This is a genomic window from Candidatus Clostridium helianthi (genome assembly GCF_045310795.1).
Lineage (GTDB): Bacteria > Bacillota > Clostridia > Clostridiales > Clostridiaceae > Clostridium > Clostridium helianthi.
Genome location: NZ_JBJIAB010000065.1, coordinates 1 through 15,351, shown reverse-complemented (window position 1 = coordinate 15,351; position 15,351 = coordinate 1). Strand labels below are relative to the sequence as shown.

Sequence of the window (15,351 nt, the reverse complement as noted above, 5' to 3'; positions counted from 1 at the left end):
TATCCTTGGAATCTTTGATTCCTAAGAATATTTTCTCGAATAACTATTTGTAAAAATTAGTTATTCAACAACCTATAATTATTAATAATCTTAGTTTTCTCATCTATCGTAAATTCATTCTCTTAATTATACAAGTTTTTCTTTCATACATATGAAGAGCTTTAGACATAATTTTTATTGTTTTATTTTTATTGTATTCTCCTCCCCTACTTACATGTGACTCTTGCCAAAATAGTAATTTTCAAATAGTAAACCTATTAGTGATATAGCCCCAAATAATAAATAAAGTCGTGCATATTAACTACATGCACGACTTTATTTATTAGATTTTGATTAGTATATTTTATAGACTTAAGTCTTCTCTATTAGTTGAAATAACCTTTTTATACTGCAATTGACGTAATTATCAAATAACCACATCTTAAAATCAACTACTATCATTTCTTTGAATTTTATATGATTAATTTATTAAAACTATTAATATAAAATTAACTCATATAATTTTTCGCGTTATCCTTTGTTACTTTTTCAAATGGAACCCATATATGTTTACCATCCTGTGATAAATTTTCCATATTAGATAACTCACCATTTGATCCTAGTTGAATAGCTGCCTGAACAGCATTTTTACTTTGGTCTTTCGCAGACTGATAAACAGTAAATTGTAAACCTCCATCTACAATAGCCTTGCATCCATCTGACGTAGCATCAATTCCCACAATCGGAATTAATGAAGTATCGATTTTATTTTCTTTAAATGAATCCATTACTCCAAGTGCCATTTCATCATTATTAGCAATTACGCAGTCAAATTTTCTACCTGTAGACAGGAATATATTAAACATCTCCTTAGCTTTTGCCCTGCTCCAATCTGCATTATCCTCAAAAACATAATCCGCATCTATTCCTTTTTCCTTGAAAGTTTCTTTTACTGCCTTCGTGCGCCCTTTAGTAGCTGCATGGTTCTTCTCACCTTTTAATAAAACCACTTTAATATTATTTTTATTTTTCAAATAATCTGCAATATATTCAGCTTGATATTGCCCTGCAACCTTTTCATCTGAAGATACATAAATGTACTTATCTTTCTCTAGCAAATCTTCGCTTGGACTACTATTCATAAATACTATCGGAAGATTTCCTGCAGCTTTTTTAAGTTGTAGCCCTGTACTTGAATCCACTGGAGTGCATATTATAGCATTATATCCACCAGAAGCTGCCTCTTTCATATGAGACACTTGCGTTTCTATAGAACCTGCCGCATCTTTAATAACTAAATCCACTTTTTCGCTATCAGCAAAATCTTTTGCACTTGTTGCTAGTATACTACGAAATGTATCTGAAGCATCTGAAATTGATAATAAAATTTTTACGTTTTTCTTTGATGAAGAACTGCTCTTTGAGCTACATCCTGATACCATAACAAATATCAAAATTATAGTTAATAATATAGATATTTTCTTTCTCATACTATATACTTCCCCCTTAAAACTCGTTATGTAATAATCATAAAGTCTAATAGAACAAAATTGCAGGTGACTGTGAAACCTTCTAAATCTGTCTTTTTGATAATTTATTTCTCGCAAGTATCACAATACCCATAGATTTTACTCTAATGTAAATTCCCAGAAAATAAAAAATATCCCTATATTTTAAACATTTGAATCTGTTTGCTAAGTTCATCAGATGTATTTGCTAAAGTTTCTGCATCATTAGCTACTTTTTCACTATTTTTAGTAATATTATTTGATTGATCAACCATGACTTCTGACGTTGCTAAAATTTCCTCTGAACTTGCTGCTTGTTCCTCTGCTATAGCGGCTACAGTTGTTGCAACATCATCTAAATGTCCAACTTTTTCAATCATTTCTTGAATTAGATCATTTGCTGAATTAATTTTATTGAAAATATTATCAAATGTATCAACTGTTCCACTTATTAAATAACTACTTTCATTAATATATTCTGCACTATCATGTGATTGCTTTACAGTATCCGAAACAAGTTTGTTAATTTCATTTACAATAGATGAAATATTTTTAACAGATTGAGAACTTGTATTAGCTAATTTGCCTATTTCACTTGCTACAACAGCGAAGCCTTTTCCTGCTTCTCCAGCCCTAGCTGCCTCTATTGATGCATTAAGCGATAAAAGATTAGTTTGTTCTGCAATGCTTCCAATAACATTTATAATACTAGTTATTTCAATTGAAGATTTCCCAACGTTGCTTATAGCCTGCTCAAGGGATCCTATTGAAGTCCTTATATTTTCCATAGCTACGTTTACTTTTTCCATATCTTTTATGCCTTTTTCTGAGATTTTAATAGTTTCCTTCATTTTATCATTCACATTATTGCCATCATCTCTAGTATTAGAAACGACATTAGCTAAAGTTGTTGTATTCTCAGCTATTTCTCCTACAGAACTTGATAACTGATCTACTGTGAGGTTTAAATTCTGCATAGACTCAGATTGAAGTTTAGATGAATCATATAACTCTGTAGAGATTCTTATACCTCCTTCAGATTGTTCACTCATTTTATTTGATACTATGCTAATATTATTTATCATATTTCTCATTACTGTTATAAACTCTTTTACACTTTTCAGCATAACTGAAATTTCATCATTACCCCTTATTTCCACATCAACTGTAAAATCTCCATTAGTCATAGATACAATTGTGTCTGTAAGTTTTCTAATAGGTTTTATAACTACTTGTACAACTCGCTCCACTAAAACAGCTAAAATAATAATAGAGATAATGCCTATTAAAATCATAAAAGTACGAAGCTTTATAAGTTCTGATAAAATAGATTTTGTAGGTACATATGATACAAGAATCCAATTTGTTCCCTCTACTTCTTTAAAAACAACCCTGTTATTATCTAACTCGCATGAATTGTAATCTTTATTTTCAATTTTTCCTGAAACATCTGTAAAAAATTTATCATTGCTGGAATCAAGTTTAGTGGAAATTAATTCACTATCTCTATTAGCCACTATTGTTTTATCACTACTGTCTATTAAGAAAGCTTCTGCATCATGCATCTCAATCATTGAATTTACAATTATCGATACCTTGTCCAGTGAAAGATCCACAGAAAAAATCTTTATCTTTCCTGATTTATCATTCAATATTGCTGAAGCACTAACGACATTCTTACCAAATTCATTCTTATATGGTGATCCAAATGCCATATTAACACGAGTAAGTCCCTCTTTATACCACACTGAGTTAAGCACATCTTTATCTGATTTATTGGATTTTTCTGCTTTAAATAGCTTTCCACTCTCATCAGCTATGTAAAATCCTTCTTTGTAATTATCACTGTATCCATAATATTTATTTAGTAAGTCTTGTAATTGTTTTTCGCTTAAATTCGCAACCTCTAACGAATCTTTTAAAGTTTTAAATGATGACAAGTTCTCATTTAACAATGATTCAATTTGATCAACCTGCTTTTTACTTGAGGTTTCTAGCAAATCATTAGCTGAGTTAGTTATTATATTTTTAGACTTATTGTAAGAAATAAAAATAAGCAATGAAATTACTATTACTAGCATTGGAATAATGATTCCAAGCAGTTTTGTTTTGATTGAAACCGTATACTTAGTCTCCCCTTTTTTCATAAATATCCCCCTTTTAGGTAGTATAGATTATAATAGCATTATTCCTATATCTATAATACATTTTTTCTTACTCTAAGTATACTTTATTTCTACATTATTCTGTATTTTTCCTTTATTTTTTTAAAATCATCTATTTAAAATGAGTTTTTATAAAAAAAATCACAGATGACAATATCTTCATCTGCAATTCTTAATTGAATAATTTTTATATATTTATAATTTCTCACATAATGTTTTAATTGCATACATTAATAAGAAAGCTAATCCGATTCCAAATGAAACTCCTGTAATTAGCCTTCTAATATTAGTTGATTTCTTAATTTTAAATAATTGTAGTAAACCATCACAAATCATAATTAAAATCAATACTCCACACATCTTTAAACTAATCTTTGCTTTGACTACAAACAAAATCACTGCAATTATATAACCCAAATAAATTCCAGTACACCTTGCACACACTGGAAATTGAAATCCCCTAAAACTGAAACTCCTTTCATACATTTGATGGCAGCCACTAAGTGCACCAGCTTTCATAAGAAGTATCCAGAACTTTGTTTTCTTATCCGTTACATTATTTAAATCTTGCCCCACAATCTGCACACACCCTATACGTATTTGTCTTAGTTTTAGTTTTTCCCATACCGAGCATTCCGCATAGCAATCCAATAGGACCTAAACATATATATCCTAAGCAGCCTTTTCCCGCGCCAAAGCCTTTCGTAGTTTCAGTAATATCACTTACTACTCTGACATTTAAACTCCCACATCTAGGACATCCAACATTTACATTATTCATTCTCTGTATCCCCCATAACAATAAAACTACCATAATTATACTACTGAGAAATATTACATTGCAATAATTCTCCAAATTCTAATTTATTTTACATATTCACGATAAGGCATACGTAAAATTCTATTATCATCAAATTTGTATTTTGTACCTTCTAGAGGATCTTTTCCCTTAACTAAGTTCATGCCTACAGAATATATTGCTTGAGCTTCTGCATTTGCATCTTGAATAACTGTCCCGGTCATAAATCCTTTATCAACTAATTCCATAGCTTCTGGAATTGCATCAATTCCAACTACCAAAACATTTTTATTTTTATCACCTTTATTATATCCATATTTCTGAAGCGCTTTAACAGCTCCTATGGCCATAGCATCATTATTTGCGATAATTGCTTCAACATTATTACCATATCTTAAAAACAAGGAATCAATACTAGCCCTAGCACACTCCTCATCCCAATTACAGTTTTGTATTGCAAGTTCCTGGGTTTTTATTCCCGCATCATTGATTGTTGAAATAGAATACTTTGTCCTATCAATAGTACCAGGATGATCTATCTTTCCCTGAAGCATAATATATTGAAGCATGTTATCTTTATTTTTATCTATAGCTCCCTTATTGGCATTCCATGAATCAACAATTATATTACCTTCTAGAACTCCAGATTGTTCAGTGTCTGTTCCGAGAAAAACAATACTCTTGTAAGGAGTAATAAAGTTTAATATATCTTTATTAGGTGTTCCATCCAAAATTAATGGTATATTATTTTTTTCAATTTTATTAATTACATCACTTATAGTATCCACCTTTGTATCAACCAGATTTATTACAAACAAGTTAAACTGATCATCAATAGCTTCGTAAATACTTTCGTTTTGTATAACCTGATTTCCTTTTCCATCAAAAAAAGTAAACTCAACCTTGCCCTTATTTTCTTTCTGAATCTCCTCTAAGCTCTTTCTAACCTCAATGTTATATTGATCATCTTCTCTAGATTGAAACACAGCTACTTTTACTGGAATTATCGAAGCCCCATTTAAATTAATTGCTAAACTTTTCGAAATACTACCTATTAGCATAATTATTATTACAAATGAAATTGTAGTAAATATAAGTATCTTTTTAAATACACTCATTTCAAGACCCTTCTATACTTAGTTATACTCATAGATTGTCTTTTAATAAGAGTTTTATTCTGCATATAAGAGCATTTTATGCAAGTGAATATTATTTATTTTTTATTCTTCAAAAATACTAAACCAAGCTAATTAATATGTTCAAAAGATTATTCATATATTTTACTGAATTATAAGTTTCTAAGGAATAAAAAATTTAATGACCACAATTTTGTGGTCATTAAATTTCAGCTTTATGATAATTCAAAAGCTCCTGTATATAATTGATAATACTTACCTTTTTCTTTTATTAGATCATCATGATTTCCTCTTTCAATAATTCTACCTTGGTCTAATACCATAATTACATCAGAGTTTTTAATTGTTGAAAGTCTATGAGCAATTACAAAAACTGTTCTTCCTTTCATAAGCTTATCCATTCCTTCTTGAACAATTCTTTCTGTTCTTGTATCTATGCTTGAAGTTGCTTCATCCAAGATTAAAACTGGTGGATCAGCTATTGCTGCTCTAGCAATTGTTAATAACTGCCTTTGACCTTGTGAAAGGCTGCCTCCATCTCCTGTAAGAACTGTATCATAACCATTTGGAAGGTGTCTTATAAACGTATCTGCATTTGCAAGTTTTGCTGCTGCAACTACTTCTTCATCTGTAGCATCTAATTTACCATATCTAATATTATCTGCTACCGTTCCGGTGAAAAGATGTGCATCTTGAAGCACTATTCCAAGAGATCTTCTTAAGTCATCCTTTTTAATCTTATTGATATTAATGCCATCATATCTTATCTTTCCATCTTGAATATCATAGAAGCGGTTTATTAAATTAGTAATAGTGGTTTTACCTGCTCCTGTAGCACCAACAAAGGCTATTTTTTGTCCTTGTTTAGCATATAGCTTTATATTATGCAAAATTATCTTTTCATCATTATATCCAAAGTCCACATCATCAAATACTACTTCACCGAGAAGCTTTGTATACGTAATAGTTCCATCTTCATGAGGATGTTTCCAAGCCCAAATTCCAGTACGCTCTTTGCACTCCTCTAATTCCCCATTTTCATTTTCCTTAGCATTTACCAAGGTAACATATCCTTCATCTGTTTCTTTCTTTTCATCAAGAAGCTTGAATATACGTTCTGCTCCTGCAAGTGCCATAATAACAAAATTGAATTGTTGAGCCATTTGATTAATTGTTTGACTGAAGTTTCTTGTTAATTGCAAAAATGCTGCAAGTCCACCAAGCGTAAATCCACCAAATGCACTAATAGCTAAAACTGATCCAAAGATAGCAACTGCTACATAATTTATATATCCAATGTTACCCATAATAGGCATTAAGACATTAGCATATTTATTTGCATTATTTGCACTATTAAAGAGCATATCATTTAATCTATCAAAGTTAGCTTTTGCTTCTTCTTCATGGCAAAAGACTTTTACAACCTTTTGCCCTTCCATCATTTCTTCTATATATCCATTTACTGCACCTATATCTTTTTGTTGAAGACCAAAATATTTTCCACTCTTTGCACCAATAATTTTAGTAACTCTAAACATCAATAATATAATTATAATTTCAACGCCTGTTAAAGGAATACTTAAATATATCATTGAAGCAAATATACTGACAACAGTTATGATAGCTGATAATAATTGTGGTATTCCTTGGCTTATCATTTGCCTTAAGGCATCTGTATCATTTGTATATAAACTCATCAAATCTCCATGAGCATGTGTATCGAAGAATTTTATTGGTAAATTCTCCATATGAGCAAACATATCGTCTCTTATTCTTTTTAGTGATCCTTGAGAGATTACAATCATTATACGACTATATATATAAGTTGATATAACCCCGACATAATAAATTACTGCCATAGTAATTATCATTTTAAGAAGCGGACCAAAATCTGCTCCTGATTTATTTAAAAGTGGTGTTATATAATCATCGATTAAGTTTCTTAAAAATAACGTTCCAATAACATTAGCAAGAGAACTTATAATGATAGTTACTAGTACCATGAAAAATAAAACCTTATATTCCTTAAGTATATACGCTAATAATCTTTTTAGTATCTTCAAAGAATTTTTATCGGCTTTTACAGGAGCACGTCCGCCACGTCCCATCATTCTAGGAGGTCTATTGCTAGCATTGTCTTTACTCATTGTTGCTCGCCCCTTTCATTTGAGATTCGTAAACTTCACTATATATTTCATTTGATCTTAGTAATTCTTCATGAGTTCCAAATCCATCTATTTTTCCATCATTTAATACAACAATTTTATCTGCATCTTGAACTGAAGAAATACGCTGAGCAATAATTATCTTTGTAGTATTTGGTATTGTTTCTTTAAAGGCTTTCCTGATTAAAGCATCAGTTTTAGTGTCTACCGCACTTGTTGAATCATCTAAAATTAATATTTTAGGTTTCTTAAGTAGCGCTCTTGCAATACATAATCTTTGCTTTTGTCCTCCAGATACATTTGTTCCGCCTTGTTCTATAAAAGTGTCGTACTTATTTGGAAGATTTTCTATAAATTCATCTGCTTGTGCTTGCTTACATGCATCTATTAACTCTTCATCAGAGGCATCTTTATTTCCCCATCTTAAATTCTCTTTTATTGTTCCTGAAAATAAAACATTCTTTTGTAATACCATAGAAACCTCATCTCTAAGTGTTTCTATATCATATTTTCGAACATCAACTCCTCCGACCTCAACACTACCCTTTGTAGCATCATACAATCTTGGAATGAGCTGAACAAGAGTAGTTTTTGAACTTCCTGTTCCGCCTATAATTCCAATAGTCTCACCAGAATTAATTTTCAAATTGATATTTTCTAAAACAAGGTTGTCCTTATTTTTGTTATAGGAAAATCCAACATTATTAAAAGTTATAAATCCATCTTTTACTTCATAAACTGGATTTTCATCATTTGCCAAATCACTTTTTTCATTTAAAACTTCTGTAATTCTTTCAGCTGATGATTTAGACATAATTACCATTACAAATACCATCGAAAGGAACATTAAACTCATTAATATATTAAGAGTATAAGTAAATAAACTCATCAATTCTCCAGTTGACATAGTATTTGAAACAATCATTTTTGCACCAAGCCAAGATAAAAGCAAAATACATGTATAAACTGTAAATTGCATTGCTGGAGCATTAACTATGATTAGTTTTTCAGCTCTTATAAAATATTTGTATAAAGTTTTAGAAGCTTTATAAAACTTGCTTGTTTCATGCTCTTCTCTTACATAAGCCTTTACTGCTCTAATTCCAGTTAAATTTTCTTGTACACTGGCATTCAAATCATCATACTTTTTAAAAACCTCAACAAAATATGGGTGTACTGTAGTCATAATGAAATATAATATAACTCCAAGAAAAACTATAGCCCCTATAAATATCATAGATAATTTTGCATTAATATAAAAGCACATTGTTGTAGCGGATATAAGCATAAATGGTGCCCTTACAGCCATTCTTATTATCATTTGGAATGCATTTTGAACATTTGTTACATCTGTAGTCAGTCTTGTTATTAGTCCAGCTGTAGAATATTTATCTATATTGGAGAAAGAAAAATTTTGTATATTATAATACATTCCCCTTCTCAAATTTCTAGCAAACCCTGATGAAGCTTTAGATGCATGTACACCACCCAAGACTCCAAAAGTAAGAGATAAAAATGATGCTATTATCATTGCGCCACCAACAATACTTACATATTTCACATCACCTTTTCCTACTCCATTGTCAATAATCCATGCCATTAAAAGTGGAATAATTGTTTCCATAACTACTTCTAATGCTACATATAGAGGAGTTAGAATACTATCTCTTTTAAATTCTGCTACAAAACCTGCTAATTTTTTTATCATAATTTTCCTCCTTCTTTGTTAGGTTTCTAACTAATAGCTCAAAAAAAATTGCATTAATCTGCAATTTTCTTAGCCAATCTATCAATTAAAGAAACTAATATATTAAATTCATCCTCATTTAGTTCATCTCTTAAAGATTTTTCAACTCTAAGGATAAACTCATATACATTTCTTTGAATTTCCAAGCCCTTTTCTGTTAATACTATTTTTTTAAGACGTGCATCTTCTGATACACTTATTCTCTTAATATGCCCGTTCTTCTCCATTAATTGAAGTACGCTCGTAACTGAGGAACGTCTAATATCAAGTTCCTCTTCTATGTCTTTCTGAAAAATGTCTTTTTTATCTGATTTATGAGATATGAAGCCAAGAATTCTAGCTTGAACTCCAGTCACACCATATTGTGAAGCTTCCTTATCTATTCTTCTATGCAATCTCCTAGATAACATACTCAATTTTTTCCCAATGTGTACCTCTTTATCCATACTTATGCTCCCATCAATTTGTTAGATTTCTAACATATATTATTTTAGTTTCACTTTTTAAATTTGTCAAGGTAATATAATTTTAGTTTAAAAATAATATTTTTCAACTCTTAGAACTTAGTTTCCTTCTATTTATTATCAATTCTTTATATGATATTTTCTATTTTTATTTGATGAATCAAAATCTCCAATAACAACTTGAAGCCTTTCATTACTGTATTTATACTCCTGCTTTAAATCTATTATTTTTTTGAATATAGAAACTCAATTGCTACATATGTATATTAAATTTACTATCTCTGTAACATACCTAAACCGCAATCATAAAATGAATGAGACAGGCTTTACTGCCATAGCAAAAATACAAGGAGATTCTCAATGTATAATGATGATTTTTTTTACTGTCCGTATTGTATGCAGAAAAATATTTGTCCATTTTTTGATGAACAAATGAAAAATTTCGGCGATGATGATCAAATGTCAAGATTTGATAGATACGAAGATTCTTATGAATTTCAAGATTCAAACTTATTGACTAAAGAAATTCACTCAGATTTTTATAGAGCTTCTGACCAAGAAGTTAATAGAATATTAAGATTAATGCGTAATCAAATGCCTCAACTTTTCTCACTACTCCAAGGAGTTGGCGATAACTATTTTAGAACCGCTATTGCTTTCACTTTAGATAATGCTCAAACATATCCGGGAAATATAAATCAAAGTGTAAATAGAATTTTTAATGACTTTAGAAGAAGAAATAATTCAATTTTTCTTTCTCTTCGTTCTCTAGGTGTTCCTAACAACGTTATTAATCTCACTTTTAGATCTATAATTGAATTTACTCTTAGAAACATTAAACCTTCACCAGCTCCTGGTCCAAATCCTACTCCATCGCCTAGTAGTGGTTGGAGTAAATGGGAAGATCTTGGCGGAGTTTTAAAATATTCTCCTGGAGTTTCTTCTTGGTCTTCAAACAGGCTTGATGTATTTGTAACTGGATCTGATAATGCTCTTTACCACAAATGGTGGGACGGCTCTCGCTGGAATGATTTCGAAAACCTTGGTGGCGTTCTAACTTCTGGTCCAGCAGCTGTTTCTTGGGGAAATAATAGGCTCGATGTATTTGGTAAAGGTTCAAATAACGCAATGTATCATAAGTGGTGGGATGGCTCTCGTTGGAGTGATTTTGAAGATCTAGGTGGAGTTTTAACATCTGCACCTGCTGCTTCTTCCTGGGCCGCAAACAGAATAGATACATTTGTCCGTGGAACAGATAATGCTCTTTATCACAAATGGTGGGACGGCTCTCGCTGGAGTGACTTCGAAAACCTTGGTGGCGTTCTAACTTCTGGCCCAGCAGCTGTTTCTTGGGGAAATAATAGAATTGATGTATTTGTTCGTGGTCAGGGAAATCGTCTATATCATAAATGGTGGGATGGTTCTCGTTGGAATGACTTTGAAGACCTTGGTGGAAATTTAGCATCTGCCCCTGCTGTATCTTCTCGAGCTTCTAATAGGCTAGAGGTATTTGCACGAAATCAAAGTAACCAATTAATTACAAAGACATGGAACGGTTCGCGCTGGAGCGATTGGCAAACAATCGGTGGTTCCTTCACTTTAGATCCTGCGGCTGTTTCTTGGGGCTCTAACAGAACCGACGTATTTGCAAAAGGTCCACGAAATTCTCTATTGCATATTTGGAAAGATTAATTAGTATAAATTATTAAATTATAATTTTCTAAAAGAATAAAAAATGCTTAGTTTTTCTGTACTAAGCATTTTTTATTGCTATAAACTTTACAGGTTAAGCAACATATATTGATTTTTTAGAAACTCATAAATCCACACTAACTTTCTGCATCTGTGCATTGTTCTTACTCTTAATGAAAATCTATAGAAATAAGGTGTATTAATAATAAATGATTAACAAAAAACAATTATGTTTTTATTAAAATAAACAATACATCAATTAACCGATTTTATTAAATAACAACTCCCAAGAATACATTTAACTTCTTTTTTTATTGCCGCTACGGCTACCCCTACTTCTTCTGAATTCGAATAATCATTAAGTTCACCATAAATTCCTGCAATTGAAAGAGAAGTAAGTGGAAATATACCATTTTTTCCATATCTGTCTGTCGCCGTGATATATCTATTACTTCTGTCTTTTTCATTAAAAAAATTCAAAATCCCATCATTAAACTTCTTTGTAATTTTTTCACACAATTCTTCACATTCTTCAATTGGATTTTCTAAAATACTTACAAAATCATCTCCTCCTATATGTCCAATAAATCCATTATACAGGAAAAGTGATTTTATTTCAGCTTGTATTAATTGAGCTGTATATTTAAGAATCCTATCCCCATTTTCAAATCCGTACGTATCATTATAAACTTTAAAATTATCTAGATCTAGATAAAGAATACAACATTTACGTTTTGTTTTAATTATATTCATTATATTATTTTGTATAGCGGTATTACCTGGTAGCTCAGTAAGGGGATTAAGTTGTCTCGCGTAGTTACATTCTAACATTGTAGTATAATTTAACAAAGATCTTATTGTAACCATTCCACAGTATTTATTATTGTTAGTTACGATAATATAATCATATATATTTTGTGTTTTCCTAGACATTGCTAGCCTTGAAACTTCTGTTACTGGTGTATTGTAATCTACAACTAAAGGATTTGTATCCATAACTAAAGAAACAGGACGTTTTGTAAAAATTGCAACACCATATTTTGTAGCAAGCGCTGAGTCTAACGTATGTTTCATAATAAGACCTAATGGTACATCATTATTTACTATACAGGCTCCAGTAATATCGTTAGAATCAAAATATTCTTTAATATCACCACAATAAGTTTTAGGCCCAAATGGACTATCATGTCTAACAATTTCGCCTATACTGCTTGACTGATAGTTATAATACACATTATCCTTAAATTTATTACACCTTACAATTAAATCCTTAATATGATTAGGGATATTTAAAAAAGTTCCTGCTGGACGACTTAGTAAGAAACCTTGTCATGCATAGACGCCTAAGTTTACTAATGTTCTCAATTCTTCTTCTGTTTCTATCCCTTCAGCAATAAGCTTCATATTCGTTGCTTCCGATAGCTTAACAAAACACTCTACTAATGATTGTTTAAATGAATCTTCATTTATATCTCTAATTAAATCCATATCAATTTTTACATAATGTGGCTTTGTTTCATTAAGCATCTTAAGCCCTGAATATCCTGATCCAGTATCATCAATCGCAATTTTATATCCTTGATCTACATAATTGCTAAGAGCCTGTTTAAATCCTTTGTAATCTTCTATACACGTCTTTTCGGTAATCTCAAATATTATACAATCAGGTGACATGTTATGTTCTGCAAGAAATTCTTTAGTAAAACCCTTCTTAAATTTTTCGTCTTTAAAAATATGGGGATCTACATTTATAAAAAGATATTTATTTTTTTCAATATTTGTAGCTCTTTTAATAGCTTTTACTCTACATAATTGTTCTAACTCCCATGTTTTATTATAAACCTGAGCAGCGTTAAATAACTTATCTGGATTTTGCAATGGTGAGTCTATCGGCCCTCTGCTTAACGCCTCATACCCTATGATTTCCCCATCTAAAAGTGAAACAATGGGTTGATAAACTGTAGTTATATTTTTACTATTTAATATATTTTCCAACTCCTCTGCCTCATTATATTTTAAATTATCAACTAATGAATTTAACATATTATAATCTCCCCATATTTCTTCTTATTAGCTATTATAGTAGCTCTTGTAAATATAGTTGAAATATAACATAATCTTATTAAAAGTATTTATAATTTTTGTTAAGTTAATGTAAAAACGTTTATCTATTCAAAGTCAAATTTATTACATAAATTGGAATTAACATATTTTGCTTCCATAAACTTATGATATAATTATTGTAAAGACAATTCTAAGGAGGCATCTTCATGACAAAGGTTAATAAATTACCTATAACAAAACTGTGGAATCCGAAATCATTTATTATATTTTCCGTATTTTTCTCATTTCTACCAGCTGGGATCATGTGTGCTTTGAATTATGGACGATCTGGAAGTCAAAAAAAGAAGTGGATATTTCTTTTAGCAAGCATCTTAGTATTTATAGCACTTATTGCACTGCTGCCTATATTATCAATTAATACTTCTATCATATTTTTCAGTATTAATATAGCTTTAGGAATAATTCTTATGTTCACCCAGTTAAAGCTGTATAATGAACATATTCAAAATGGCGGGCAAAGTGCTTCATATTTACTTCCTGTAATCATAGGGCTTTTGATTTTTTCGTTGTCTGCTGCTTCAATTCTATACTCAATTTACGTACCAAAAAATGCTCTTGATTATGGCGAAAATCATTTATTTTATACTAATAAGATAACAGAATCCCAAGCGAAAAAACTTGGAGATTATTTAAATTCAGAAGGATACTTCACTCCTAGTTCAAAAGTGGATGTTAAAATTGATAAGCAAGATGCACTCTATATTTTATCTCTTGTTGTAGAAGGTGACTATAAAAGTGATACAAGCTATGTAGAACCTATGAAGGCAATATCAAGGGAACTTTCTAAAAATGTTTTTGAAAATAGTAAAGTTAGAATAGATTTATGCAATGATAGATTCCAAGTTCTTAATTCCATCAATGTAGACTAAACTTTTCTTATATGACTCTGCAATATAGATATCCCAACTAAGACCTGAACTTATGCATATAACTCGCCGAAATGAGTAACATACTTTTGTTCCAGTTTCTAGGTAATTCTGATGGGTGATTCTAAGGCTATAAAGTTGCACCCAAAGTGCTAGCCTCAAAGAACAAGCTTTGAACTAGCACTTTGGAACAACTTATAACCAAAGAATCACATCCATCAAAATTACCAATGAAACATTCCACAAAAGTATATTACTCATTTCTGGTTGGAATATATTTCATAGTTTAAGTATAGTTTATGATTATAATATCTATATAATAAAAATAATCTATCTTTAAATTTTATTCTAAATTTCAGCAAAAAGAAGGGAGTGTCGCAAAATGATTAAATTTTAATCAGGAGCGATACTCCTTTTCGGTTTAAACTAGCAAACTTCTAAATATTTGAAATACAATATTAATTATTTAAAGATTTCTGATTTTTAAGTGCACTAAAATAAGCCCAGTTAATTTATTCCATAATTAGGCAGTAGGTTTCAATTCATGAAGATGATTTTTAGTTTTTTCATTTTGTATTTTTGAATGTAATTTGTTAATGTTATAACCAAAACAAAGCAAAATAAATTCGGTTTGAACGCTATTTTTTCCACGTGTTAAAAATCTATTGAATTCATAATCACTTTTTAGAACTCCAAATGCTCCTTC

13 protein-coding genes are annotated in these 15,351 nt (G+C 30.4%); 2 read left to right on the top strand and 11 right to left on the bottom strand.

Annotated elements, in window-relative coordinates:
• Positions 1-488: 488 nt before the first annotated feature.
• The 8 genes from ACJDTP_RS26400 to ACJDTP_RS26365 form a co-directional block, all read right to left on the bottom strand.
• Entirely contained in the window at positions 489-1,469 is a 981-nt protein-coding gene (locus ACJDTP_RS26400; protein WP_406762887.1) for a substrate-binding domain-containing protein, read from the bottom strand.
• A gap of 176 nt (positions 1,470-1,645) precedes the next feature.
• On the bottom strand, positions 1,646-3,634 hold the full coding sequence (locus ACJDTP_RS26395; protein ID WP_406762886.1) for a methyl-accepting chemotaxis protein: 1,989 nt from the start codon (positions 3,632-3,634) through the stop codon (positions 1,646-1,648).
• Between the two features lie 213 nt (positions 3,635-3,847).
• A complete protein-coding gene (locus tag ACJDTP_RS26390) occupies positions 3,848-4,228 on the bottom strand; it encodes a DUF2085 domain-containing protein (RefSeq protein WP_338481368.1) in 381 nt (126 codons plus the stop codon).
• Positions 4,209-4,433, bottom strand: coding sequence for a hypothetical protein (locus ACJDTP_RS26385; RefSeq protein WP_078117473.1), 225 nt, complete (start codon positions 4,431-4,433; stop codon positions 4,209-4,211). The genes ACJDTP_RS26390 and ACJDTP_RS26385 overlap by 20 nt, the downstream gene beginning before the upstream one ends.
• Before the next feature lie 83 nt (positions 4,434-4,516).
• Positions 4,517-5,569, bottom strand: a complete 1,053-nt coding sequence (locus tag ACJDTP_RS26380; protein ID WP_406762885.1) for a galactose ABC transporter substrate-binding protein — start codon at positions 5,567-5,569, stop codon at positions 4,517-4,519.
• A 233-nt stretch (positions 5,570-5,802) separates the two neighbouring features.
• Positions 5,803-7,695, bottom strand: a complete 1,893-nt coding sequence (locus ACJDTP_RS26375) for an ABC transporter ATP-binding protein (RefSeq protein ID WP_406762888.1) — start codon at positions 7,693-7,695, stop codon at positions 5,803-5,805.
• 31 nt (positions 7,696-7,726) lie between these two features.
• Entirely contained in the window at positions 7,727-9,460 is a 1,734-nt protein-coding gene (locus tag ACJDTP_RS26370) for an ABC transporter ATP-binding protein (RefSeq protein WP_406762884.1), read from the bottom strand.
• Between the two features lie 53 nt (positions 9,461-9,513).
• Complete coding sequence (locus tag ACJDTP_RS26365; RefSeq protein ID WP_173708301.1) at positions 9,514-9,945, bottom strand: MarR family winged helix-turn-helix transcriptional regulator; 432 nt, start codon at positions 9,943-9,945, stop codon at positions 9,514-9,516.
• Between the two features lie 378 nt (positions 9,946-10,323).
• On the opposite strand from ACJDTP_RS26365, the gene ACJDTP_RS26360 reads away from it, so the two are divergent.
• Positions 10,324-11,655: a PLL family lectin gene (locus ACJDTP_RS26360; RefSeq protein WP_406762883.1), complete on the top strand. Its 1,332-nt coding sequence runs from the start codon at positions 10,324-10,326 to the stop codon at positions 11,653-11,655.
• Between the two features lie 255 nt (positions 11,656-11,910).
• Here the strand turns inward: ACJDTP_RS26360 and ACJDTP_RS26355 are convergent, their stop codons facing one another.
• Together ACJDTP_RS26355 and ACJDTP_RS26350 are read right to left on the bottom strand one after the other, a co-directional pair.
• Positions 11,911-12,888 carry a GGDEF domain-containing protein gene (locus ACJDTP_RS26355; protein ID WP_406762882.1) on the bottom strand — a complete coding sequence of 326 codons (978 nt, stop codon included), beginning with the start codon at positions 12,886-12,888 and terminating at the stop codon, positions 11,911-11,913.
• Between the two features lie 96 nt (positions 12,889-12,984).
• On the bottom strand, positions 12,985-13,698 hold the full coding sequence (locus ACJDTP_RS26350; RefSeq protein ID WP_406762881.1) for an EAL domain-containing protein: 714 nt from the start codon (positions 13,696-13,698) through the stop codon (positions 12,985-12,987).
• Positions 13,699-13,925: 227 nt separating this feature from the next.
• Here ACJDTP_RS26350 and ACJDTP_RS26345 point away from each other — a divergent pair, with 227 nt between their 5' ends.
• Positions 13,926-14,648 (top strand): hypothetical protein, encoded by a 723-nt coding sequence (locus ACJDTP_RS26345; RefSeq protein ID WP_173710079.1) that lies wholly within the window; start codon positions 13,926-13,928, stop codon positions 14,646-14,648.
• A 520-nt stretch (positions 14,649-15,168) separates the two neighbouring features.
• Here the strand turns inward: ACJDTP_RS26345 and ACJDTP_RS26340 are convergent.
• A partial coding sequence (locus tag ACJDTP_RS26340) for a transposase (protein WP_406762880.1) occupies positions 15,169-15,351 on the bottom strand: 183 nt, incomplete at its 5' end.

What these genes read in the sequence shown, in the direction of transcription:
- ACJDTP_RS26400 (WP_406762887.1), bottom strand. Translation starts at nt 1,469, where the DNA reads ATGAGAAAGAAAATATCTATATTATTAACTATAATTTTGATATTTGTT.
- ACJDTP_RS26395 (WP_406762886.1), bottom strand. Translation starts at nt 3,634, where the DNA reads ATGAAAAAAGGGGAGACTAAGTATACGGTTTCAATCAAAACAAAACTG.
- ACJDTP_RS26385 (WP_078117473.1), bottom strand. Translation starts at nt 4,433, where the DNA reads ATGAATAATGTAAATGTTGGATGTCCTAGATGTGGGAGTTTAAATGTC.
- ACJDTP_RS26380 (WP_406762885.1), bottom strand. Translation starts at nt 5,569, where the DNA reads ATGAGTGTATTTAAAAAGATACTTATATTTACTACAATTTCATTTGTA.
- ACJDTP_RS26375 (WP_406762888.1), bottom strand. Translation starts at nt 7,695, where the DNA reads ATGGGACGTGGCGGACGTGCTCCTGTAAAAGCCGATAAAAATTCTTTG.
- ACJDTP_RS26370 (WP_406762884.1), bottom strand. Translation starts at nt 9,460, where the DNA reads ATGATAAAAAAATTAGCAGGTTTTGTAGCAGAATTTAAAAGAGATAGT.
- ACJDTP_RS26365 (WP_173708301.1), bottom strand. Translation starts at nt 9,945, where the DNA reads ATGGATAAAGAGGTACACATTGGGAAAAAATTGAGTATGTTATCTAGG.
- ACJDTP_RS26360 (WP_406762883.1), top strand. Translation starts at nt 10,324, where the DNA reads ATGTATAATGATGATTTTTTTTACTGTCCGTATTGTATGCAGAAAAAT.
- ACJDTP_RS26350 (WP_406762881.1), bottom strand. Translation starts at nt 13,698, where the DNA reads ATGTTAAATTCATTAGTTGATAATTTAAAATATAATGAGGCAGAGGAG.
- ACJDTP_RS26345 (WP_173710079.1), top strand. Translation starts at nt 13,926, where the DNA reads ATGACAAAGGTTAATAAATTACCTATAACAAAACTGTGGAATCCGAAA.